Source organism: Proteiniphilum sp. LBM24028 (assembly GCF_056629195.1).
Genome location: NZ_CM152817.1, coordinates 2,163,324 through 2,184,600 on the forward strand (window position 1 = coordinate 2,163,324; position 21,277 = coordinate 2,184,600).

The 21,277-nt window shown below is 45.8% G+C and carries 23 protein-coding genes and 1 pseudogene; 11 read left to right on the forward strand and 13 right to left on the reverse strand.

Annotated elements, in window-relative coordinates; translation table 11 throughout:
* Window positions 1–58: 58 nt before the first annotated feature.
* From AC1HCU_RS08480 to AC1HCU_RS08495, 4 genes are all read right to left on the reverse strand, one after another.
* Window positions 59–1,363: a nucleotide sugar dehydrogenase gene (locus AC1HCU_RS08480; protein ID WP_480365176.1), complete on the reverse strand. Its 1,305-nt coding sequence runs from the start codon at window positions 1,361–1,363 to the stop codon at window positions 59–61.
* Window positions 1,364–1,598: 235 nt separating this feature from the next.
* Window positions 1,599–2,570 carry an SDR family oxidoreductase gene (locus tag AC1HCU_RS08485; protein WP_480365178.1) on the reverse strand — a complete coding sequence of 324 codons (972 nt, stop codon included), beginning with the start codon at window positions 2,568–2,570 and terminating at the stop codon, window positions 1,599–1,601.
* 261 nt (window positions 2,571–2,831) lie between these two features.
* Window positions 2,832–3,497 carry a nucleotide sugar dehydrogenase gene (locus AC1HCU_RS08490; RefSeq protein ID WP_480365180.1) on the reverse strand — a complete coding sequence of 222 codons (666 nt, stop codon included), beginning with the start codon at window positions 3,495–3,497 and terminating at the stop codon, window positions 2,832–2,834.
* Between the two features lie 65 nt (window positions 3,498–3,562).
* A complete protein-coding gene (locus AC1HCU_RS08495; RefSeq protein ID WP_480365182.1) occupies window positions 3,563–3,757 on the reverse strand; it encodes a hypothetical protein in 195 nt (64 codons plus the stop codon).
* Between the two features lie 497 nt (window positions 3,758–4,254).
* Between AC1HCU_RS08495 and AC1HCU_RS08500 the strand changes: the two genes are divergently transcribed.
* Entirely contained in the window at window positions 4,255–4,524 is a 270-nt protein-coding gene (locus tag AC1HCU_RS08500) for a hypothetical protein (protein ID WP_480365184.1), read from the forward strand.
* Between the two features lie 242 nt (window positions 4,525–4,766).
* Here AC1HCU_RS08500 and AC1HCU_RS08505 read toward each other — a convergent pair.
* The 3 genes and pseudogenes from AC1HCU_RS08505 to wecC form a co-directional block, all read right to left on the reverse strand.
* A pseudogene (locus tag AC1HCU_RS08505) lies at window positions 4,767–4,859 on the reverse strand (transcriptional regulator); the annotation flags it as partial.
* Between the two features lie 178 nt (window positions 4,860–5,037).
* Window positions 5,038–6,240, reverse strand: coding sequence for a non-hydrolyzing UDP-N-acetylglucosamine 2-epimerase (gene wecB, locus AC1HCU_RS08510; RefSeq protein WP_480365186.1), 1,203 nt, complete (start codon window positions 6,238–6,240; stop codon window positions 5,038–5,040).
* A gap of 25 nt (window positions 6,241–6,265) precedes the next feature.
* Window positions 6,266–7,474 carry a UDP-N-acetyl-D-mannosamine dehydrogenase gene (gene wecC / locus AC1HCU_RS08515; RefSeq protein ID WP_480365189.1) on the reverse strand — a complete coding sequence of 403 codons (1,209 nt, stop codon included), beginning with the start codon at window positions 7,472–7,474 and terminating at the stop codon, window positions 6,266–6,268.
* Between the two features lie 350 nt (window positions 7,475–7,824).
* Here wecC and AC1HCU_RS08520 point away from each other — a divergent pair, with 350 nt between their 5' ends.
* Window positions 7,825–8,460 (forward strand): nucleotide sugar dehydrogenase, encoded by a 636-nt coding sequence (locus AC1HCU_RS08520; protein ID WP_480365190.1) that lies wholly within the window; start codon window positions 7,825–7,827, stop codon window positions 8,458–8,460.
* A 70-nt stretch (window positions 8,461–8,530) separates the two neighbouring features.
* Here the strand turns inward: AC1HCU_RS08520 and AC1HCU_RS08525 are convergent, their stop codons facing one another.
* Window positions 8,531–8,722, reverse strand: a complete 192-nt coding sequence (locus AC1HCU_RS08525; protein WP_480365192.1) for a hypothetical protein — start codon at window positions 8,720–8,722, stop codon at window positions 8,531–8,533.
* A 351-nt stretch (window positions 8,723–9,073) separates the two neighbouring features.
* Between AC1HCU_RS08525 and AC1HCU_RS08530 the strand changes: the two genes are divergently transcribed.
* On the forward strand, window positions 9,074–9,268 hold the full coding sequence (locus AC1HCU_RS08530; RefSeq protein WP_480365194.1) for a hypothetical protein: 195 nt from the start codon (window positions 9,074–9,076) through the stop codon (window positions 9,266–9,268).
* Window positions 9,269–9,322: 54 nt separating this feature from the next.
* Here AC1HCU_RS08530 and AC1HCU_RS08535 read toward each other — a convergent pair whose 3' ends face one another.
* Entirely contained in the window at window positions 9,323–11,731 is a 2,409-nt protein-coding gene (locus AC1HCU_RS08535) for a GumC family protein (RefSeq protein ID WP_480365195.1), read from the reverse strand.
* A gap of 34 nt (window positions 11,732–11,765) precedes the next feature.
* On the reverse strand, window positions 11,766–12,563 hold the full coding sequence (locus tag AC1HCU_RS08540; RefSeq protein ID WP_480365197.1) for a polysaccharide biosynthesis/export family protein: 798 nt from the start codon (window positions 12,561–12,563) through the stop codon (window positions 11,766–11,768).
* Between the two features lie 246 nt (window positions 12,564–12,809).
* Here AC1HCU_RS08540 and AC1HCU_RS08545 point away from each other — a divergent pair, with 246 nt between their 5' ends.
* Complete coding sequence (locus tag AC1HCU_RS08545; protein WP_480371274.1) at window positions 12,810–13,133, forward strand: hypothetical protein; 324 nt, start codon at window positions 12,810–12,812, stop codon at window positions 13,131–13,133.
* Here AC1HCU_RS08545 and AC1HCU_RS08550 read toward each other — a convergent pair.
* The gene (locus AC1HCU_RS08550; RefSeq protein ID WP_480365198.1) at window positions 13,083–13,319 is read right to left on the reverse strand and encodes a DUF4113 domain-containing protein; all 237 of its coding nucleotides are present in this window, start codon (window positions 13,317–13,319) and stop codon (window positions 13,083–13,085) included. The two genes, AC1HCU_RS08545 and AC1HCU_RS08550, sit on opposite strands and share 51 nt — an antisense overlap.
* 5 nt (window positions 13,320–13,324) lie before the next feature.
* Window positions 13,325–14,335: a hypothetical protein gene (locus AC1HCU_RS08555; protein WP_480365200.1), complete on the reverse strand. Its 1,011-nt coding sequence runs from the start codon at window positions 14,333–14,335 to the stop codon at window positions 13,325–13,327.
* Between the two features lie 320 nt (window positions 14,336–14,655).
* On the opposite strand from AC1HCU_RS08555, the gene AC1HCU_RS08560 reads away from it, so the two are divergent.
* From AC1HCU_RS08560 to AC1HCU_RS08575, 4 genes are all read left to right on the forward strand, one after another.
* Entirely contained in the window at window positions 14,656–15,177 is a 522-nt protein-coding gene (locus AC1HCU_RS08560; protein ID WP_480365202.1) for a hypothetical protein, read from the forward strand.
* 101 nt (window positions 15,178–15,278) lie between these two features.
* Window positions 15,279–15,695 (forward strand): hypothetical protein, encoded by a 417-nt coding sequence (locus AC1HCU_RS08565; protein ID WP_480365204.1) that lies wholly within the window; start codon window positions 15,279–15,281, stop codon window positions 15,693–15,695.
* Window positions 15,696–16,187: 492 nt separating this feature from the next.
* Complete coding sequence (locus AC1HCU_RS08570) at window positions 16,188–16,847, forward strand: hypothetical protein (RefSeq protein ID WP_480365206.1); 660 nt, start codon at window positions 16,188–16,190, stop codon at window positions 16,845–16,847.
* A gap of 66 nt (window positions 16,848–16,913) precedes the next feature.
* Window positions 16,914–17,489: a Crp/Fnr family transcriptional regulator gene (locus tag AC1HCU_RS08575; protein WP_480365207.1), complete on the forward strand. Its 576-nt coding sequence runs from the start codon at window positions 16,914–16,916 to the stop codon at window positions 17,487–17,489.
* Here the strand turns inward: AC1HCU_RS08575 and AC1HCU_RS08580 are convergent.
* Window positions 17,481–17,873: a DUF6326 family protein gene (locus tag AC1HCU_RS08580; RefSeq protein ID WP_480365209.1), complete on the reverse strand. Its 393-nt coding sequence runs from the start codon at window positions 17,871–17,873 to the stop codon at window positions 17,481–17,483. The genes AC1HCU_RS08575 and AC1HCU_RS08580 overlap by 9 nt on opposite strands.
* Window positions 17,874–18,248: 375 nt before the next feature.
* Here AC1HCU_RS08580 and AC1HCU_RS08585 point away from each other — a divergent pair, with 375 nt between their 5' ends.
* The 3 genes from AC1HCU_RS08585 to AC1HCU_RS08595 all read left to right on the forward strand — a co-directional run bounded on the left by AC1HCU_RS08585 (window position 18,249) and on the right by AC1HCU_RS08595 (window position 21,072).
* The gene (locus AC1HCU_RS08585; RefSeq protein WP_480365211.1) at window positions 18,249–19,712 is read left to right on the forward strand and encodes a hypothetical protein; all 1,464 of its coding nucleotides are present in this window, start codon (window positions 18,249–18,251) and stop codon (window positions 19,710–19,712) included.
* 11 nt (window positions 19,713–19,723) lie between these two features.
* On the forward strand, window positions 19,724–20,428 hold the full coding sequence (locus tag AC1HCU_RS08590) for an SIMPL domain-containing protein (RefSeq protein WP_480365212.1): 705 nt from the start codon (window positions 19,724–19,726) through the stop codon (window positions 20,426–20,428).
* A gap of 128 nt (window positions 20,429–20,556) precedes the next feature.
* Window positions 20,557–21,072, forward strand: a complete 516-nt coding sequence (locus tag AC1HCU_RS08595; protein WP_480365215.1) for a hypothetical protein — start codon at window positions 20,557–20,559, stop codon at window positions 21,070–21,072.
* The last annotated feature ends 205 nt before the right edge of the window (window positions 21,073–21,277 follow it).

Consider the following 21,277-nt stretch of genomic DNA (forward strand, 5'->3'; position numbering starts at 1 on the left):
CTCAATTTCTACCTATAAATTTAGGATGTTCATTATCTAAATCTACAGATTAAAACTATCATAACTTCCCATCAATCACCTCTTCACTCAATATACCCTTCACATCATATACAACGCTCACACCGTTGGTAATCTTCTTCAAATCAAGACTCTTAAACTCGTTGTGCGCCACGGCTAAAATTACCGCATCAAACACTTCATCTGGAAGCTCGTTCTGCAGCACTACCCCATACTCATGTTTTGCTATGGCTGGATTTGCCCAGGGGTCGTAAATGGTGACGTCGGCATTGTATTCTTCCAACGTCTTGATGATGTCGATCACCTTGGTGTTGCGCACGTCGGGACAGTTTTCCTTGAAGGTGAATCCGAGCACCAGTATCTTTGAACCCAGCACCTGGATTCCTTTCTTGAGCATCAACTTCACCACCTGATCGGCCACATACTCGCCCATGCCATCATTGATGCGACGTCCGGAAAGAATGATCTCCGGATTGTAACCCAATCGCTGTGCTGCCTGTGCAAGATAATAGGGATCTACGCCGATGCAATGACCGCCTACCAACCCCGGTTTAAAGGGAAGGAAGTTCCACTTGGTGCCGGCCGCTTCCAGCACATCCTGGGTATCGATGCCCATCTTGTTGAATATCTTGGCCAGCTCGTTCACAAAGGCGATGTTGATGTCCCTCTGCGAGTTCTCGATCACCTTGGCCGCCTCGGCCACCTTGATGGTGGGGGCCAGGTGGGTGCCGGCGGATATCACGGAAGCATATACTTCATCCACCATCTTGCCGATTTCGGGGGTACTGCCGGAGGTGACTTTCCTGATCTTCTCCACAGTGTGTTCCTTGTCGCCGGGATTGATCCGCTCGGGACTGTAGCCCGCAAAGAAGTCCTTGTTGTAGACCAGTCCGCTCACTCTTTCCACCACGGGAATGCACTCATCTTCGGTAACGCCGGGATAGACGGTGGATTCATAGACCACGATATCGCCCTTGGAGATCACTTTCCCCACCGTTTCACTGGCTCCCCAAAGGGGTCGCAGGTCGGGATTGTTGTTCTTGTCCACCGGTGTGGGTACGGCTACTACGTAGAAGTTGCAATCACGAATTGCTTCAATATCGGTGGTGCAGGTCAACCCGCCGACGCTGCCGGTACGCCCGGCTTGTATCGCTTCCTGAAGCAGATCATCCTCCACCTCGAGGGTACTGTCGTGGCCGCTCATCAGTTCATCCACACGCGACTGGCTCAATTCGAACCCCACGGTCTTGTATTTCGTACTGAAAAGCCGTGCCAGCGGCAGGCCCACATATCCGAGGCCGATTACGCAAATACGTGGATTGAAATAGCAAATTTCTTCTTCCATTGAATGAGATATTATGTTTTGTTTTAATTGTCGTTTTGAATTGTTTTTCTACAATTTCCGTATAGGTTTTCGAAGTCTCGGCTATTCTTTCAGGATCCACTCTGCGAAAGGAGCGTCAATATGATTTGTTGTCTGAGTGAAACGAGTTTCAAATCATATAGCGAATGAGCAGTTGTGGATGAGAGAATAGACGCAAACGAGAAAAATTATTCGGAAATTTAAATCAAATATGATTCTACAGATTTTCCCAGTACCATTTCACGGCTTCTTGCAGCCCCTGCTGCATGGAGTATTGCGGATCATACCCCAGCAGGTTGCGGGCCTTGTCGATATTGGCCAGCGAGTGGGGAATGTCGCCCGCACGGTTGGGACCGTGAAGGATCTCCACCTGGGCGATCTCCGGATCGAACTCCGAAAGATATTCTTTCAGATATCCCACAAGCTGATTCAGGGTTGTGCGCTCGCCGTAGGCGGTATTGTAGACGGTATTGAGGGCCGCCGGATTGGCAGTCTCCATGGCGAGGATGTTCATCAGGATCACATTGTCGACATAGGTGAAGTCGCGACTGTACTCACCGTTGCCGTTGATGACGGGCGACTCGTGCGCCATCAGCTTCTTCACGAAGAGGGGAATCACTGCCGCATAGGCGCCATTGGGGTCCTGCCTCCTGCCGAACACGTTGAAATAGCGCAAGCCGATGGTCTCCATTCCGTAGGTTTTGGAAAAGACATCGGCATAGAGCTCGTTCACATACTTGGTGATGGCATAGGGCGACAGGGGTTTCCCGATCACATCTTCAACCTTGGGGAGCGACTGGCTGTCGCCATAGGTGGAGGAGCTGGCGGCATAGATGAACCGCTTGACGCCGGCATCGCGACTGGCTACCAGCATTTGCAAAAAACCCGACACATTTACTTCGTTCGATGTGATCGGGTCTTTGATGGATCGGGGTACCGAACCGAGTGCCGCCTCATGAAATACAAAATCGATACCTTCAACGGACTTGCGGCAATCATCCATGTTACGGATATCGCCCACCTGCAGGGTAAGCGTATCAGGATATTTTTCCAATAGGGGAAGCAGATTTTCAATCTTTCCGGTTGCAAAATTATCAAGAACTCTTACTGAATGTCCGCTATCCAACAGTGCTTCCGTGAGGTTGGAACCGATAAAACCGGCTCCACCGGTTACCAGTATATTATGCATTTATTTATGAGTTTATATCTTGTAAGACAATCGTTTAGCCACTTATTAACCATGCCGCGCAAGCGCACTTCGTGACTACCGGTCACATTAAATTACGCGCGGCAGATTCATTTTCGCAGTATTACAAAATTACAATAAAAAACCATATCCGTTCTTTTTTATTTTGTCAAATACAAAATATGGGACATGGTTCTACAATTTTGCTGCCCTATAAACACATCATACACCAAAATGTTTCAACAGGTCGCCATTAAGTTTTTGTTACTTTTCGGCAATCACAGTTTCTGTTGCTTTATTATTAAGGGTATCGACAGTGAAGACGGAAGTATATACCTCATCTACAATCCTGGTAATCTCAGGGGTACTGCCGGAAGTGAATTTTCCGATACCCCAGCTGGTGAACCCCTTCACTTCGAAATTGTCAGGCCCAGGACTGTACCCGGCAAAGAAATTGAAGTTACAGGTGAGGCCGCTCACCTGCTCAATGATGGAAATACAGTCATTCTCCGTAATGGTGGTACCGACACAGAAGTCATACACGACAATATCGCCTCCCGAAAGCACTCTCCCAACAATCTCACAGGCATCCCGGAGGATACGCAGATCGGGTTCGTTCCTTTCGACACATATCGGAGGGACGATGATTACATAAAAATTGCATTTGCGTATCTTTTCCACATCGGAGGTGCAGAACAGACCATTCCTTATCGCCTGTTTCAATAGTTTATCCGACACCCTTGACGTGCTGCCATGGCCGTGCATGAGCTTATCCGTACGTGCCTGATCGAAATCATACCCGATGGTCTTATACTTCTCACTGAACAGCATTGCATGATATATGCCTATATGACCGAGCCCGATCACGCAAATACGGGGATCATAATAGGAAAACGCATCTTCTGATGCTGTAATTGATAAATCATTCATTGATTACTAAGAATAGAATGTTAAACCACGCAGGTAGCCTGCCTGGCAAATACCGGAAATTGGGATCACCAATAAACAGTGGAAGAGATTACGCCTTCTTCTTTCAACCGTTTAACAATGTAATAGTCTTTGTCGTTTTTGTAACGACGCCCATGCGCCAGCCGGTAGACATGGATACCCGTGGAGCCGTGCTCCCGCGCAATGGCACGGTATAACTTCCTGTTACCACACTTAAAGTAGAATTTAAATGTTGAAATCATAATTAATTACGCAAAAAAAAAGAATCTCCAACCTGTGACAATGCCCTTTTTTTGATTTTACTAACACGATATTTAACTCACAATGAACTTCATAAGGGCATACTGGTGCAAAATTAGGACAATTTTCTATTAAAAAAAGGATTTCAATGAAAATTTTTTAATGTTCATTAAAAAACATACTATACAACCAATGAAAGCCGGAAAGGTTTTTTAATATAGGTAAAACATCTTTGTTGAAGGTTATTTGCAATTTGATGGAATATGGAAAATGGTGATCAACTTATTCAAGATATAAACGAATCATATTTGATGAAAATGAAGATTTTTCATAATTAAATATGTTACTCTGGGGAATATGAAATTCTATTTAACCAATTAATTTTGACCCATTTACTACCCAACTTAAAATTAAATCAGGTGAGACAATTATCTTAACATCATTAACAAAAATATGACCCTGTTTCACTTTAGGGAAAGTACATTTCATCCAATAGAAAATGCCATTCGGTTTATTTTATTTTTACGTTTTTCAAAATTTTTCCCTGCCCATACACACTCCCTGGATGCTCCTTCCCATCGGGGGAAGAGAAATAGAGCCAGAAGTGGGTATTTTCAATCTCCCACCCGTCCGGGAGTGTGAAGGTGACCCCGCCGGCATTGCGGTTGCCGGAGACAAGCAAAGAGAGTGGTCACTGCAATGGGAAAGCCTCCTTCGTGAGAACAGCAACCTACTACTGACAAGCTCACACGCGAGCACAGCGAACTGAAAGAGCAAGCCGCTCCTTCCTCCCCCTTCAACCTCAGACTGCTCCTTGCGGGTATCATCCTGGGCATCCTGCTAATGGGCTGGCTCATGCAACGACAGAAAGTTTTTTTTCATCAGCAAGCTTAATTAACTGTTCAATTGTGTCTTTCATAATATTTATCATTGTAATTTTATCACTTCATACGGCCTATCCATTTTTTGGATGCACGTTGTTTAGGCTTCAGTCTGAGAGAGAGATCCTAATATAGAAAGGTCACGCCGGAGTCTCGCCAATCGGATCTGCTCACCGGCTGCCTGTAAACTCTTTTGTAGCTGACGGGGAAGCTTGATTTCCATTGTATTTTTTGCCTAATCATTAACCTATCATATAATTTACAATTATAAGGTTTATTATTTATTTTAAGATGGGTCATAATAGATAAAATTACGTTCCAGTAATTCTACGTCACGGATTTTGTAATGTTGAACGGCATTCTAAAGAATAACGGATGAACAACCTGCTACAATAAATTTATTAAACAATTTCCAGAATACGTTTACAAGCCTGTCCGTCGCCATAAGGATTGCTGGCCTGTGCCATGGAACTGTAATAAGCCTGATCGTCCAAGAGCATGGAAACTTCTTTTACAATGAGATCGTAGCTTGTGCCTACCAGCTTTACCGTGCCGGCAGCGACCGCCTCGGGACGTTCGGTGGTATCGCGCATCACCAGCACGGGCTTACCCAGGCCGGGGGCTTCTTCCTGTATGCCGCCGCTGTCGGTAAGTACCAGCGTGCTCTGCTCCATGAGATAGACAAAGGGGAGGTACTCCAGCGGCTCGATAAAGAAAATATTGCCGTGGCCGGCACCCTCTTCGGGATTGCGCGCAACGGCAGCTTCACCGAATATGTCTCTGATGGGCTTGCGCACGTTGGGGTTAAGGTGCATGGGGTAGACAAAATCGACCTCCGGATATTTCCGGGTGAGGGTCTTGATGGCATTGCACATATGAACGAAACCGTCGCCAAAGTTCTCGCGGCGGTGGCCCGTGATGAGCACCAGCTTGCGTTGGTTGGGAAGGGGCGACATCCAGTCTTCGATGCACAGGGCAGGCAGACCGCTTTCCAGTAGGCTCTTTTTAATTTCTCCCTGCAGGCTGCGATCACTTTTTATCTTATCGATCACCCAGTAGAGGGCATCGATCACGGTGTTGCCGGTGACGGTGATGCTCTCCTCCTTTATTCCTTCTTTCAGCAGGTTCTCCTTGCTGAGGGGCGTGGGAGCGAAGTTCCAGGTGGCGATGCGGCTGGTGATCTGCCGGTTCATCTCCTCGGGCCAGGGGCTATAGATGTTGTGGGTACGGAGTCCTGCTTCGATATGGGCGACCGGAATCTGTTGGTAGAAGGCGGCCAGCGCGGCAGCCATGGAGGTGGTGGTGTCGCCGTGGACAAGCACCATGTGAGGCTGCACCTCCCGGTACACATCGCGCAGTCCGGTAAGCACCCGGGCGGTGATATCGTAGAGGTCCTGCCCCTGCTTCATGATGTTGAGGTCGTAATGGGGCGTGATGCCGAACAACCGCAGTACCTGGTCGAGCATCTCGCGGTGTTGACCGGTAACGCAGACAAGGGTCTCGAACCGGTCGGCCTGTTCTTGAAATGCTTTCACCAAAGGGGCTACCTTGATGGCTTCGGGACGGGTGCCAAAGACCAGCATGATTCGTTTTTTATTTTCCATTCTGTTCGCGTTCTATTTTCGGAGGTCAGTTTTTTTTGAAGACTCCGCAGAAGTCGAGAATGATCTTGTCTTCTCTCCATGGGAGGGTTTTAAATGGATTGTGGGCGACAAGAAATACCACAATATCGGCTTGCTCGTAGGCTTCGCGGTAGTCGGTCAGCTTGAACACCTTATGCTCACCGATATTGGGTTCCACTATCAGGAAATCGCCATTGTTGTGGCCTTGCATGACCCGGGTGGCGATGTACTTGGCGGGCGACTCGCGCAGGTCGTCGATATTGGGCTTGAAGGCTAGTCCCATCAGCGCCACCACCGGCTCACGACCATGTTCCAGTTCGAACTCCTTGATGGCCTGCTGGGTTTTCTCGGCACACCAGAAGGCTTTATAGTTGTTGATTTCCCTGGCCTTCCCGATAAGCTGGCTCTCCCGGGGGAAGTCGGCCGTGATAAAGTAGGGGTCCACGGCAATGCAGTGCCCTCCCACCCCGCTGCCGGGCTGCAGGATGTTGACACGGGGGTGCTTATTGGCGAGCTCGATCAGCTCCCACACGTTGATGCCAGCCTTGTCGCAGATCAGCGACAACTCGTTGGCAAAGGCGATCTGCACGTCGCGCGACGAGTTCTCGGTGAGCTTGCACATCTCGGCGGTGCGGGCATTGGTACGGTGGAGCGCTCCCTGCACAAACCGGCTGTAAAATGCAACGGCCCGGTCGGTGGAGATTTCGTTGATGCCCCCGATGACCCGGTCGTTATGTACCAGCTCATAAATGACGTTACCCGGCAACACGCGCTCCGGACAATAGGCGATGGCAAGCTTGTCTTTCAGTTGGGGACGTTCGGAGAAGATGAGGCCGGCCATCTTTTCGGTGGTTCCGACGGGTGAGGTGGACTCGATGATAAAGAGGTCACCCTCTTTCAGAAAGGGCAGCACACTGCGGGTGGCAGCCTCCACGTAGGAGATATCGGGCTCGTGATCACCGGTAAAGGGAGTGGGCACCACAATAAGGTATACATCGCTTTCTTCGGGAACAGCCCGGGCCTTCAGGGTGCCCTTACCGATTACCCGGCTGCAGAGTTCCTCCAGTCCCGGCTCCACGATATGGATCTGTCCGTTGTTGATGGTTTCCACTACGTGCGGATTGATGTCCACACCAATTACTTCAATGCCGTTATCGGCCGCTACAATGGCTGTGGGAAGGCCGATATAGCCCAGACCCATAAAACATGCTTTCATATTTTCAAGCTACTGGCTGTCATGCGCGAAAACATTTCGTAACTAACGCCCCCAGATGAATTGCACCCGGCAGATTCATTTTCGCAGTGGTACAAAAATACAATAAAAAACCATATCATGCCTTTTAATTTATCCAATGGTAAAAAGTGATTATTTTCTTCAAAATAATTTTTTATTGGAAAAAATGTCCTACATTTGTAAATAATTGGTTCTATCCTATTCATTTTTAATAGGATAAAATGACAATGAAAATTAAAAAAAGGCCAATTGACAACGGTCTTTTTCTACTTTTACTTCCGTGAACAGGAAGGTGTGTCAACGATTATTTTAGTCATTCAATCGATGAATTAATGTATCAGATACCAGCATTCTCCGAAGATGATTATTCTTATTTTGACCCCCGCGTTTGCATAATAGGGTCCGGCAGTGCAAGCCTGTTCCACGCCGTGGCGTTCAGCGAGAAATACAAAACAATATGGTTCGACCCATGCCGCACCGGTGCCAGGGAAGCTACAAGGGCACATGACGGTACTCCGGCTTATCCTGCCGGGCTGTTGCAGGATGTCCTGTACAACAATCTCACATGGACATCTGATATGGAAGATATCCAGAACTGCAATTTTTATATTATCCACCTTGCTGCCAAATCTGAAGAGACAGGCAGGCCTGATCACAGTTTCATCCGGCAGGCGTGCGAACTGGTGGGAAAGGTGATCTCCGGCGGCGACATTGTGGTGTTCAACCCCTGCGTCTGCCCCACCCTGCCGGAGAAGGAATACATTCCCATGGTAGAGAGGGTGAGCGGCCTTACCTGTAACAGGGATTTCTTCGCCGGATATAGCCCGGGCACACTCAATTTAAAAAATACTCCCATCAGTACGCCCGAGATCGTAAAGATCGTGAATGAAGTGTATCTTAACGTATTTGGCGTGAACACCTTCATTACACACCTGATTGGGGAGTCGGATGTTTCTGGCGTGGGGTGATTTCCGGTGTCGAAAACAAAAGACTTCCGGATGTCCGGAAACGAGCGGATTATGGATGCCGGAAACGGGACTACCGGTAGGTGCCGACGATAAGTCCCTCTTCCTTGAGCCGTTTGATGATAAAATAGTCCTTGTCGTTTTTGCCGCGCCTGCCATGTGCCAGCTGATAGACGCGTATGGGCGATGTACCGTACTCCCGCGCGATATCCCGATATATTTTTCGGTTACGGGAGATAAAGTGAAATTTAATCCTTGAAATCATAATTACACGCAAATAAAGGCTTCAGCCGTGATAATGTCCTTTTTTTGATCTTCCTTGTCTTGTTAGAACCACAGAAAGCCAAAAATGTTTACTATGCGGCAAATAAGTTTTCAATCCGTGCGCAGGTGAATCTATTGCCACAGTAGTTGTAGCACTGCGCCATAAGGTTGCAACATGCTTTTTTACTGGAAAAAGGGAAAATGGAGTGATTTCCCGATTCTGTAATTTGAAAATCCATATAATAAAAAAAGGACAAATATTATCAAGAAAATGATTTTATTACAAAATATTTGATATTTTTGTGTTTTATATGGAATGCGTAATTTGGAAAGTCAGCTTAAAAATCACAAAATGTTACACTGGTTTAAATATTATTTATTCTCCGGCAACAAAGGAGTATACCGCACCATCGCAAATGAGTTTGGCACCGGCCCCGTGCGGGTCTACAGCCTGGCACACGGAAGAAAGGCAAAAAGCAACAGGGATTACCAGATATTGAAAAGGTTACAGCGCAGCGGCATCATAGACGGAATTATAAGGGCGTGACGCAGTAACATTGCTGCAATCACGCCCGGATAGTTATTTGGTATTTCAAAAAAATTAGCGTTTCTTCTTTTTCATGGAACGCGACTTGCCTTTCTTTTTCTCACTTTTGCTGCTGTAGCCGTAACCGTGGCCGTAACCATAGCCATAGCCGTAGCCATAGCCGCGGTGGAACTCGGTGACCCCGTTTATCACGAGGAGCATGTTCTTCAGCTTGTGCTCATCCATCAGGCTGTTGGCAAAGCGGAGGTTGCCCTTGCTGGAGTAGTCCATCCGGCATACATACACCGTGGCATCGGTCACGCGGCTCAGGATCATTGTGTCGGTCACCTGGGCGGAGGGGGCCGAGTCGATAAAGATAAAATCGAACTCCTCCTTCAGCTTATCAATGGCCGCCTCGAGGGAGGGACGCGACAGCAGCTCTGCAGGATTGGGCGGTATGGGCCCGGCGGGCAGTATGTAAAGGTTGGGATGGATGCCCGAAGGCACAATGAGGCTATCGATATCCTTCTCGAAACCCGACAGGTAGGCAGTGATGCCGCTGCTGGTTTCCAGACCCATATATTCCTTAAGACGCGGTATGCGCAGGTCGAGCCCGATAAGCAGCACCCGCTTGTTGAGCAGCACCGTGCTGATGGCCATGTTGATAACGACAAAAGTTTTTCCTTCCCCCGACTCGGTGGAGGTGAAGACCACCACCTTGTTCTCCGCGCCCAGTGTGAGCAGCAGGTTGGTACGCGCCATACGGAAGGCTTCGTCGATGGGACGGGTTTCATTCTCCTGCACCGCCACATTCTCATCATCTTCGTGCACGGGTATCTCTCCCAGCACGGGCACACGGGCCACACGGTCTACATCGGCACGAGTACGGATCCTGTACTGCAGGATGTCCATCAGGTAGATGATGCCGGCGGGAATGAGTATGCCGAGCATAAGGGCTGCCAGCAGCACGATCATGGTGCGGGGCGATACCTTGCCGGCCAGGATGGCTTCATCGAGCACCTTGGCACTGTTGGCCGTAGCAGCCAGCTCCAGTGCATTCTCCTCTCGCTTCTGAAGCAACATGAGAAAAAGGCTTGCCTTGATCTGCTGCTCGCGGGAGAGCTCCATGAACTCGCGCTCCTGCGTGGGCATCACGCCGATGCGGCCACCGTATATGTTTGCCTGGTTACGGGCATCGCGGCGCTGGATGCTGAGCCCCTGCTGCACGCTGCGTATGGAGGAATTGATATTCTGACGCAGGCCGGATATCTGTTCATCAAGACGGATCATGGCGGGGTTGTCGTCGGTCATGCTCTGGGAGAGGCGCTCCCGCTCGAGCACAAGCCGGTTATACTCGCTGGTGGTGGCTGCCAGGTTGGGGTCTTCGAGCCCGATGTTGGAAGGAATGGTTTTATTCTGATTTTTGGAATCATTCACATAATCGCTCAGCGAATTCACCACGCTGAGCTGGGTCTCCACCTGCACGAGTTGCTGCTCATACTGGCTGCCCATCTGCATGTTGCGCTGCAGGTCGACCTGCAGGTCGCTCAATCCGGCGCTCTGCTTGTAGGTCTCCACATCCTTCTCGGCTTCCGACAGTTCCCGGTCAATGATGGCAATACGTTCGTTGATGAACGACTGGGTATTGAACGCTTCCATCTTGTTGTCTTCGATGGTCTCGTTGTTGTAGACCTCCACCAGCATATTCAGGAAATCCCTTCCCTTCTCCGGATAGGGGGTGTTGATGGAGAGATCGAGCACGGAGGACTGCTTGGAGGCCTGCTGCACCGAGAGGTTTCCCCTGTACTGGCCAATGACGGCATTGGGGTGCTGGATGACAACCATCATCTCGGTGCTGCGTGGCACAATGCCGGGACGTGAGGTGAAGCTGAGGCTTCCCAGCGGGGTGTGGAGCTGTGCGGGCAGTCGGGTGAAGACGGTATCGAGCTGATGGCTTCCGAAGAGGCCCGACACGGTGACCGTGCCCTGTCCGGCATCGGTGACCATCGTAAAGGTGATATTTGATTGCATGGCATCGAGCCGGCTCTGGTCCATGCTCACCACCACCGGGCTCTCCTTGTAGAGATCGACGCTTTTGATGCGTCCGCTCACAATGTAGGAGGTGTGCAGGTTGAGACGATTGATGACGTTGCGGATGATGGAGCGGCTCTGCAGAATGTAAATCTCATTTTCCAGGTTGCTTACCGCCCCCAGGGCGCCGAGCTGCAAACCGTCCATACCACCGATGGTGGGTTCCAGGCGCTGGTTCTTTACTTCTTTAAGTACGATGCTTGAGGTGACGTTATACACCGGCGTGGTGTAGCGCAGATAAACAAATGCAATAAAAAGCGCTACCGCGGTACCCAGCACGAACCACTTCCAGTAACGGACAAAACGGAACACGATCTCCATGATGGAGACGGTGTCTTCATTGTTTTCGCTCCTGAATGCTTCTCCCGGCGTAACATTTCTTGATTCGGTCATTCTTTATAATTTGAAGGATGGGAATGATGTGTGATTATTTGAGGACGTTGATGAGCAGCGTGGCCACGGAGATCAGGATGGAGGTGGCCGAAAGCCATATGCCGGTGGCACTGCCGATATCGGAGTTCCTCGCCTTGGTCTTGTTGGGTTCCACGTAAAGCACATCGTTCTGTTGTAAAAAGTAATAGGGTGAGTAGATGATGCCGGGGTCGTTGAGGTTGACTACAACCACACTTTGATTCCCGTTGGCATCTTCACGGATGATCTTCACATTGTCGCGGCGGCCCCAGATGGTCATGTCGCCCGCCATGGCCAGCGCCTCGAAGAGGTTCACCTTCTCGTTGACAATGGTAAAGGTATTGGGGCGGGCCACTTCGCCAAGCACCGATATCTTGTAGTTGACGAAACGTACGGTGACCACCGGTTGTTCCTTCAGGTATTTGTTCAGCAGCCCGGTGATCTTTTCCTCGGCCTGCCTCTTGGTGAGCCCGCCAAGGGTGATCATGCCCATGACGGGGAAGTTAATTTGTCCGTTGTTGTCTACCAGATAGGTTTGCAGCGCGGGCTGGGAGTAGGTGGTGATTCCGGTGGTGAGGCTGGGGACGGTGAGGTTGAAGGGCTTCACCGCCTCGGGGTCAGTGGCACTGACGGTAATGGTGAGCAGGTCCTTGGGCATGATGTGCGCATCATATAGCGGGGTCTCCTGCAAATGACCAAACATATCTCCTTCACCGGCTCCCTGTATATAGGCTACATTCTTTGCCGAATTACATGCTGCAAGGCTGAATAATACAACAAGGGCAACAGTGAAAATATAAAGCCATTTTTTCATAAATTACGTATTCGTTAAAATAATTGTTGCAAAAGTACTACAATTCGTGTAACAGACAACCGGATTGTACTATTAAATTTTTTCCGTATTTTTTTTCTACAACCGAAAATCAATTCTACAACAAAATAAAAGACACTCTTGTTCACATGGGTTATCTTCCTTTTGGTTGGGGAATATCTCCGCGAGCACTTCCTAACTCATGATTTTTCCCGGGTTCACTTTATGCAATAACCGTCAGGACAACATTTGATCAATTATGCCCTTTCCCAAAGAGACAACCTCTACTACCGGCAAGGTGGCAATTACGGCGTTCTTTACGCGGGATACAGTTACCGTATGGGTTATTTGTCGGAAAATGCGGTTTATTCGAGTTTACGACATGTCGGCTATCAGGTTTATGCGGGAACAATAAAAGATACCGAAGTCGATTTTGTGGCGATAAAAGGCGAGCGAGGAATTTATTTACAAGTTAGATTGCAACTAACAGAAGAACAAGAAATTGAAAGAGAGTATTGTTCGTTAAAACTGATTGAAGACAATTTTGACAAGTACGTGGTTAAGTATGGATGATTGCAAAATCCCGACGAATGAAGGAATTGAACATATTCCTGCATCAAAAAAATTCACTCCCAGTACTTCGCTGATATCCGTCGTATATTTCCGGGAGAGATGCTGCCGGTACATCTTGAACCGGCGGGCATCACGTGAGGCGGGGCGGACACTGGAAAAGGCGGAGCCGTACCGCCTTATTGCCATTTAAGCTAAAGCTCCGGACAATCCACCACACGCTGTACGTCTAAATGGATTCCGTAATATGCGTATGCATCCACAGTGATGGTTGTGGCGTTTCCTTTATAGGTAGTAAACAGACCGGGAGACGGGTTGTTGGCGGGAGGCGGTGATACGTACCCCTGAATTTTTACCGGCTCGGCAATATCCTGCAACCGTGCCCCATTGAGCGCGGCGAGTGTGATGGTTACTTTGCCATCCACCACTTCAGAAAAAGTGGCAGTTCCCACCAGGTAGTTCCGGCCGGCATAAATATTCACTGTGGTATTGGCAACATAAGGCGTATAGGTTGCCCAATTGCCTTTTGTCACGTACCGGGTTCCTGCAGCCCAGGCTGTTTCATCGTAGTAACATGCCTGCTCACAAATGGCTATGCAATAATCAAATTTCATAAACCAGTTATTGCCTACTGGTGTACCTTCACCAAAGGCGGTTTCACTTTGCACAATTTCGCCGCCCACCACTTTTACCACATCGGCATGAGCGGCAATGCACACACATCCTTCGGGCAGTAAATCGAGTGGAATTTCAACATAATAAAAGTTTTGCAGCGAGGTAAATTCAACCTTGTGGGGGAAATCTCCGGGAACAAGATTCCCTGCACCGTTAACCGGCAAATTGTCGCAGGTACCCACATAAAGATGGACTGCTCTCATCTTCCAATCTCCGGAAGTTATATAACCCACGTACAATTTCTCGGGGGTGTTGACCACGTAAACGTTTCCGGCTTCATAAAATTGTCCCGCCATGAGACGGACCCCCAGCACATCACGACAGGTATCTAAACAGGAAAGATCCAGACATGGGGGAACCTCTATGGCACGGGTGCTCAAAGTAAAGCCAACGGCACTTTCTTCATCAGCAAGGTTCAGGTCATTGGCAACTTCTTCTTCAACAGGGTTTAAATCCCTGGTACAAGAAGAGTAATTGATGGCAATTGCCGAAATGCCAATGACTGCGAAAAACAGAACAATCTTCTTCATAAACTGAAATTTTTAAAAGGTTACTACTACTCATTTCACGCTGTGATTACGGCTATTCAAAACACAAATCGTTCTTCACTATCACCAATCAGGACATTGTCATGACAATGGATTATACTTTCGGTTATTGTCACAAATATACAATGGTTAAGTAAAGTTATTGACAACAAAAAACTTACAAAACATTACAGGTTTACTGAATTGTGTCCGCCGCGTACCCGTTCGGCAATAAAATTGTAAATAAAAGGTTTACCTTTACGTGATGAAACTGAACGTTAAAGATTTTATAGATGCAAACGTTTAATATGAACTGAAAACATATGAATTACGCGAATTGTATTTTGAAATGTATATTGATCTCTATTGTCTTTATTGGCTGCACGAATTCAGAGGAAAAGAAAAATAACATCGACAAGGATTACAGTAATCCTCCAATGGAAAAAGAGGACGATAATTTAATATCGGCTTCGATAGTAAAAACAAATTCTCCCGATTCACTCTGGTTGTGTATATATAACCAAAGCGTGAAGCCCGTATATATCTTTAATGAATTCAAAATCAATTACAGAAAGGATACATTAACACAAACTCTGTTCAGTTCGAGATTAAAGGATACCACAGGATTACTCATTATAGAACCGAAGGTGGAAAGGGTGTACATGATTAACTTAAGGTCGCGACAATACAATTACAGCAAGGATATGGAATATGAGCTGAGAGCTTTTTTTAAAAGTTCCGATTCATCGGAGAAAAAACAACTGAATCTGCCTTTTTCATTCCCTCCTATTCATCAGGAAGGGGAACCTTTTATAATTGAAGTAGAAAATGTAATATTGGATTGATGATATTGAATAATAAGAATATTAAGAAATAGTTGCGGTTATCCATAGAATGCGGAAGTAGGGGCACGGCTCTTTAACTCAAAAACATACAGCAAAATAATATGGAAAAACAATTAAAGATTTACACAAAAATGAAAAAAAAGAAGTTTATTTTTTGGAATATAATTATACTTACTTGTTTGACGGCTTGCTTGGGAAAAAGCGCTACAAATGAAAAATCGGCTAAGAACGACAGTATTTATCAAAACGAAATATTCTTGCTTCCCGATACATTATTAAGTAAAGAGCAAGAACACATGGTAAATGAAATAAAAAAAGTTTTAAGAGAAAATATTATTCTAAAAGAAGGGCATTTTTGCAATAATGCCACTGAAGAAGATTTTGAGGCACGTCGGATACCATTATATTATTATGATTTGCTTGAAAAAAACATTCAGGAATTAAACAAAAGTATTGACAATGGCGATGTGGCGGACCTGGAAAAAATATTTAAAGAATTTAAAAATCAGGTTCAATAAATATTTCATACGAGTTTGGATTACAATTATACTGGAAATGAAGCACATCGTATTTATTCCCTTTTTTTCATAATATTTCTTTGTTCTTGTACAGAAACAAAAAATAACGAAAAAGAGACGGCCGACACAAAAGGCTATCCGGAATATTACGGAGGTTCCTATATTAAGGATAGGACTTTGTTTATAATTACTTCAAAAAATAATATCCAGGTACGAAAAGATTTGGAAAACAGAGGCAAGGGAACAAATTTCTTGATTGAAACATTAAACAACAATCTTCAAAAAGGTATTTCTGATAAGTTGGACTCCTTAGGTTTGGATTTTTACAAGTATCCCAATCTAAATTATTATTCGCATCATATAGATAATAAAAAGCAGAAGATAGTCGTTATGCTAAGTGACACTACTAAAGAAAATTACGTAAATTTGCATCTACATCAGCGAAATATGAGTTAATAAAACAGGCTACTCCATTATCATCATACTCTAAAAATGAGAAAAACATTTCAACTGATACTTTTTATAGCCATCTTCGCGGGTTGCAAAAGCACTTCGCCTGTGTGGACGGGCGCGTCCGAGACAGAAAAATCGTATTTTCCGGTTTATGACGAAAAAACCGTGAAGCATCATACAGACAGCTTGGGAAATAGAATGATAGGCATGCCTCCTATTAAGCCCAATGATTCTTTAAGTGAGTTTGTAAACAATTGGTATTCCAAGCATTTATATAGCTTGGGAGAACCTGTTCTTTACAACAAAACCAACACACCGGTTAATGTGGTCAGATTTACACATTTGGGAACCTGGGGTAATCCCTATTCATACCGATTGGAGCAAAACAAATCAGAGATCACTGCCACATATAGTAAAACAGATGGTTTAGGAGGCTATCAAGCGGGTAAAAGAATAGAACAGGGAAGTAAAAAAATGAATCTCGAAAAATGGAACGCCGTGATTGAAAAAATGGAATCAATCGACTTTTGGAATATCGGAACACACGACGAAAATATAATTTTAGACGGGGAAGAATGGATATTCGAGGCTTTAATAGACGGACGTTATCATCTTATCACAAGAAATAGCCCCGATCATTACGATGGAAAAGATTTTGCCGAACTCTGTGATCTGGTGGTGCAGGTTTACAACGAATAAGTAAACGGATTCTTTTTCTGCGTAAATTTAAGTATAAGATTGGCAACATCCGCGTAAAGAAATAAGATGCAAAACAAACTGATTCAATATTTCTCCGAATTGATCGTGCTTTCCGACGAAGAACGGCAGGATATCGAAGAAAGCATGGTCGTGAAAGAATATCGTAAAGGCGATTATTTGCTGAAAGAAGGACAAATTGCCTCTGATACCTATTTCGTGATGAAGGGCTTGGTGCGAGAGTTTATTTTGCTGGAAGGCGAAGAGAAGACCACCAACTTTTACTCCGAAAATCAATGGATTATCTCATTGGATATGACTGCGCCCGTTCAACCATCCGTTCACAATTGGGTGTGTGCCGAAGATTGCGTATTGGTGGCGGGCAACGAAAGAATGTCGATAGAACTGTTTCAAAGACATCCCCGCCTCGAAGCCGTTTCGCGCATGGTTATGGAAAAAACGTTTGCCGCACAACAACAGCAATTAACATCTTATATTACCGATTCACCGGAACAACGTTATCTGAAGCTCTTAAAATATCGCCCCGATATTATTCAGCGTGTCCCGCAGTATCAAATTGCCGGTTATATTGGCGTGAAACCCGAATCGCTGAGCCGAATCAGAAAAAGGATTGCCTTAAAATGACAAATGTTCTTTCCACGTCAAGGCATACCAGACAATAAACGCCGTCGCGGCAATTTCAATCACGGAAAAGAATAAATAATACGAAGTAAATCCTCCAAAAAGCGTGGATACCTGCACCAACGTAGTGATGGTGCCCGCGACAATATTAAAAGTCCGGTTTAATTTGTACCGTAAAATTTTCGACAGCAACACCATCGAAATAGAAATTTCCATCAACACGCCTGCGGAGAATAAAAAACTTTCGGACATCTCCCAACCGTCCACCACGCCCGAAAGATATTGCGTAAGCAAGCGGGCGTCCATTAGTCCGGCAACATCGCAATACAGATAATTGAGCACTACAAAAATCCACATCGTGGAAAGAATTGATCTTCTATCTTTCATCTTTTAAACTGTTAATGGTTTACAAGACAAAAGTATCGCACTAAAAATTGCTTTTCATTGACTTGAGTCAAGAAAAAAGTATAGAAGCTATTTCCGCGTTATCTTATACTTGTCGGGACAAGCAAGCCTCCCCCGCTCGCGATTTGTAATCGGCATGTTGCGCAGCAAAAAAATTGCTCTAACGAGCAAACAACCGGTTATAAAATAGATAGCAGGGCACAGTATGGCTTTTCGTCTAATCTCCTCTTCTACAGCAAAAACCGGTTATAAAATCGGTAACTGGGAACAGTTGCGGCCTTGATTTTTATAGGGAGGCGGATAAAATCACAAAGGTTTTATGTAAGTTTGCAAACAACAAATCTAACAAAGAATAGTATGCGAAAACCATTTTTCTTTCTAATCTCCTTTCTCTCCATCGTCTTGACTGCATGCGACAGGATTGGAGACGGACCCATTGATCCCGACAAGCCGGCTCAAGTTCCGGATACCTACCTGAGCCCTGCTATTCCTCAAGGAAAGATAATGATTATAGGTACTTCCGGCACACGTACAGACTATTTAGGAGCCGGTTATGATGTGATGGGAAGTTTTTTGGATAACCGCTCGGTTAAATCTCAAATCTTAGATGTAGATAAAATACCGGAAGATGAAATATCCAGCATAAGATTGTTGGGTAATTATGGCGAATCTTACGAAGGAGAAAATGCCGAAGAGTTTTTGCGATCCATCATGAAGAAAAACGATTTTACCATGCCCCTCGAAAATAAAGACGACCTCCTTTTTACAGGTACCTTCACGGGCAACGAATTGTTTTTCAAAAATCCGTACGATTATTCCACGCAATATACATTCGTTGCTGCGCATGGCAAGTTCGAGGAAATGCGCAGCCAACTCGTACCCATGAAGCCTGCCCATATGATGCGTTATCTTACTGGTCATTTCATAGAAGAGATAGAGCACGGTACACCCCGTTCGCTGATAGAATTATACGGTACCCATGTGCTCACGCAGGTTTATGTGGGCTATGGAATCCGGCAACTGTATTGTCCCATAGTAGCCACAGACAAGGAACAAGCCATCTTGTATGCCGATGAGGGAATGACAGCGCGCGCAAATACCATCTATAAACAAGAGAATGTACAGATCGGGTTTGATAAAGAGAAAGCAGATAAAAACTTCGGAGGAGCCATTCTTGTGGAATTTGCCGGAGGCGATTTTTCCGCTTTGCCCCGCCTTCAGCTCCTTCCCAATGAAGTTATTGGCGACCCGATGAACATCACGGCCTGGCACAAATCGAAAAATCCGGCTAACTGGACATTGGTTACGCTCAAAGGAGATGGCTTGTTGCCGATCTACGAACTCATAGCCGACCCTGTAAAAAAACAACAGGTGAAAGACGCCGTGTCGGCTCATATAAAAGAAAACCAACTGAAAGTGTTGCAAACAGCTCCCATCATTCAGGCATGGAGCGGAAAGCATCACCGCTACTTTACTTCCTTTGAAGAGTTTAGAGAAAAAGCCGGAAAGGAATACACCTGTGAGGGTGTGATAGCGAGTGTGTTTTTAAAACCTCAAGACAAAACAATACCACTCTATTTATTCTCCGATGGAAAAAACGATCGTTTATCTACCGAAGAAAATCCGAAAAACGATAATAAAGCAATGGCATACAAAGGAATTTTCGGCTACGTGTATAAAGAATATAGCGGTAATGAGTGCAATGTTCTGTACGAAATTTGGAACGGGCAGGATTACGCCTACACCTCCGAGAAAAAAGAAGCGTATGGCGAGAAAAACAGATGGAAATTAACCGGAAAGGAGTTTTATACAGGAAAATAAATACAGCGAATATGAAAAGAATTTTACCAGTATTGATGTTGCTGCTCTCCACAGCAGGATGGGCACAGCAGGGCGAAAAGAATTTTATCGACCAGCCTTACATGGAGGTAACCGGAAAAGCTGAAATGGAAGTTATCCCCAACGAAATTTATCTGCAAATACAGTTGAACGAAAGCGACACAAAGAACAAAGTATCGCTCCAGGTGCAGGAACAACGCATGATTGAAGCATTGCAAGACTTGGGCATCGATACCCAAAAAGATCTCCGGATAAAAGATGCTTTCAGTAATTTCAGAAGAAAGATTTTTTCGCAAAACGACATTCTGTTGTCCAAAAAATACGAACTTTTGGTACACGATGGCGTCACTGCGGGCAAAGTGTTGTTGGCGCTTGAAAAAATTGACATCGCCAACGTATCGATAGACAGGGTTGACCACAGCGAAATCGAAAAATTTCGCCGACAGGTAAAAGTAAACGCCATTAAAGTGGCTAAAGAAAAAGCGCAGGAACTGGCGCAAGCCATCGGACAAACTGCAGGCAAAGCCCTGTATGTGCAGGAAGTTGATTTTGGAGGATTTGCTCCGCAATATTCCAACATAGCCCTCAACCGGTCTGCCGGTTCGTTCGATACCGGCATGAAAGACAAAGTGGCTTCACTGGATTTCGAGACCATCAAACTGCAATATACCATTCTTTGCCGGTTTGAATTGAAGTAAGGCAGCAAGATAGGGAGTCAGACTCTTTCAATTGGAGCAATCTTGCAGCTTGCGCCAGGAGTGTGGGTAAAGACTTCTAACTTCACCATGCGTTAATAATAGCTCACTTTTTTAAATTAATTATTACAATGAGTAAATTGAAATCTTCAAATATTAAGATAGCGCAATGTAAACTTCTTCCTTTTGTGGCGTTGCTTCTGTTGATGACTTCCTGCGCGGCTTGGCGTTCACCATATGCCAGCCGGTTTGTTACGGATCCGCCTAGCCTGGGAATGGACAAAGATCAGTTTGTTGGCATTTACGGCGCACCTTTCCGGCAAAATGTGTTTTATGACGAAGATAATGCTTATTGCGAAGAACTTATCTATCGCGAAAAAATTGAGCACGGCGGAACAACTTTCACTCAGGGTGAAGAACGCGCCATAAACAGTATTTTTCTTTTTAAAAACGGAAAGCTCGTCAGCCAGTTTCAGGAAGATGATGCGGACTATCAACTACAACTGGAAAGAAACAGGGAACGGCGACTCATAAAAGAACAAATTGATGCCGAGAAAGCGAGAGCTGCAGCCGAGCAAGAGAGAATCGCCATTGAAAAAGAACAAATAAAGGCCGAAAAAGAAAAGAAAGAAGGGGGAAATAATTAAACGAGGGGGCCTGAAGGCATATTTCTCCTGTTTGATGGAGTTGTCGGGAAAAAATCTTGACGCAAGACCGGATATTCCAGAATTGACAGGAACTTGGGAAGTTGAGTAAGATACTCCCCGCTCACGCCGATTTTTAACCGGTGTGTGCCGTAGGCATAACGCACGGATTATAAATTTGCACCAAGCTGTAGAGATAGACAACATG

Excerpts from the sequence above, each read along its gene's own strand:
- AC1HCU_RS08555 (WP_480365200.1), bottom strand. The coding sequence starts at position 14,335 with ATGAAGAAGATTGTTCTGTTTTTCGCAGTCATTGGCATTTCGGCAATT.
- wecC (WP_480365189.1), bottom strand. The coding sequence starts at position 7,474 with ATGAAAGCATGTTTTATGGGTCTGGGCTATATCGGCCTTCCCACAGCC.
- AC1HCU_RS08580 (WP_480365209.1), bottom strand. The coding sequence starts at position 17,873 with ATGAAAGATAGAAGATCAATTCTTTCCACGATGTGGATTTTTGTAGTG.
- AC1HCU_RS08565 (WP_480365204.1), top strand. The coding sequence starts at position 15,279 with ATGGAAAAACAATTAAAGATTTACACAAAAATGAAAAAAAAGAAGTTT.
- AC1HCU_RS08575 (WP_480365207.1), top strand. The coding sequence starts at position 16,914 with ATGCAAAACAAACTGATTCAATATTTCTCCGAATTGATCGTGCTTTCC.
- AC1HCU_RS08500 (WP_480365184.1), top strand. The coding sequence starts at position 4,255 with ATGCCATTCGGTTTATTTTATTTTTACGTTTTTCAAAATTTTTCCCTG.
- AC1HCU_RS08530 (WP_480365194.1), top strand. The coding sequence starts at position 9,074 with ATGTTACACTGGTTTAAATATTATTTATTCTCCGGCAACAAAGGAGTA.
- AC1HCU_RS08570 (WP_480365206.1), top strand. The coding sequence starts at position 16,188 with ATGAGAAAAACATTTCAACTGATACTTTTTATAGCCATCTTCGCGGGT.
- AC1HCU_RS08590 (WP_480365212.1), top strand. The coding sequence starts at position 19,724 with ATGAAAAGAATTTTACCAGTATTGATGTTGCTGCTCTCCACAGCAGGA.
- AC1HCU_RS08525 (WP_480365192.1), bottom strand. The coding sequence starts at position 8,722 with ATGATTTCAAGGATTAAATTTCACTTTATCTCCCGTAACCGAAAAATA.
- AC1HCU_RS08595 (WP_480365215.1), top strand. The coding sequence starts at position 20,557 with ATGAGTAAATTGAAATCTTCAAATATTAAGATAGCGCAATGTAAACTT.
- AC1HCU_RS08495 (WP_480365182.1), bottom strand. The coding sequence starts at position 3,757 with ATGATTTCAACATTTAAATTCTACTTTAAGTGTGGTAACAGGAAGTTA.
- AC1HCU_RS08540 (WP_480365197.1), bottom strand. The coding sequence starts at position 12,563 with ATGAAAAAATGGCTTTATATTTTCACTGTTGCCCTTGTTGTATTATTC.
- AC1HCU_RS08490 (WP_480365180.1), bottom strand. The coding sequence starts at position 3,497 with ATGAATGATTTATCAATTACAGCATCAGAAGATGCGTTTTCCTATTAT.
- wecB (WP_480365186.1), bottom strand. The coding sequence starts at position 6,240 with ATGGAAAATAAAAAACGAATCATGCTGGTCTTTGGCACCCGTCCCGAA.
- AC1HCU_RS08520 (WP_480365190.1), top strand. The coding sequence starts at position 7,825 with ATGTATCAGATACCAGCATTCTCCGAAGATGATTATTCTTATTTTGAC.
- AC1HCU_RS08485 (WP_480365178.1), bottom strand. The coding sequence starts at position 2,570 with ATGCATAATATACTGGTAACCGGTGGAGCCGGTTTTATCGGTTCCAAC.
- AC1HCU_RS08585 (WP_480365211.1), top strand. The coding sequence starts at position 18,249 with ATGCGAAAACCATTTTTCTTTCTAATCTCCTTTCTCTCCATCGTCTTG.
- AC1HCU_RS08550 (WP_480365198.1), bottom strand. The coding sequence starts at position 13,319 with ATGGCAATAAGGCGGTACGGCTCCGCCTTTTCCAGTGTCCGCCCCGCC.
- AC1HCU_RS08560 (WP_480365202.1), top strand. The coding sequence starts at position 14,656 with ATGAATTACGCGAATTGTATTTTGAAATGTATATTGATCTCTATTGTC.
- AC1HCU_RS08480 (WP_480365176.1), bottom strand. The coding sequence starts at position 1,363 with ATGGAAGAAGAAATTTGCTATTTCAATCCACGTATTTGCGTAATCGGC.
- AC1HCU_RS08535 (WP_480365195.1), bottom strand. The coding sequence starts at position 11,731 with ATGACCGAATCAAGAAATGTTACGCCGGGAGAAGCATTCAGGAGCGAA.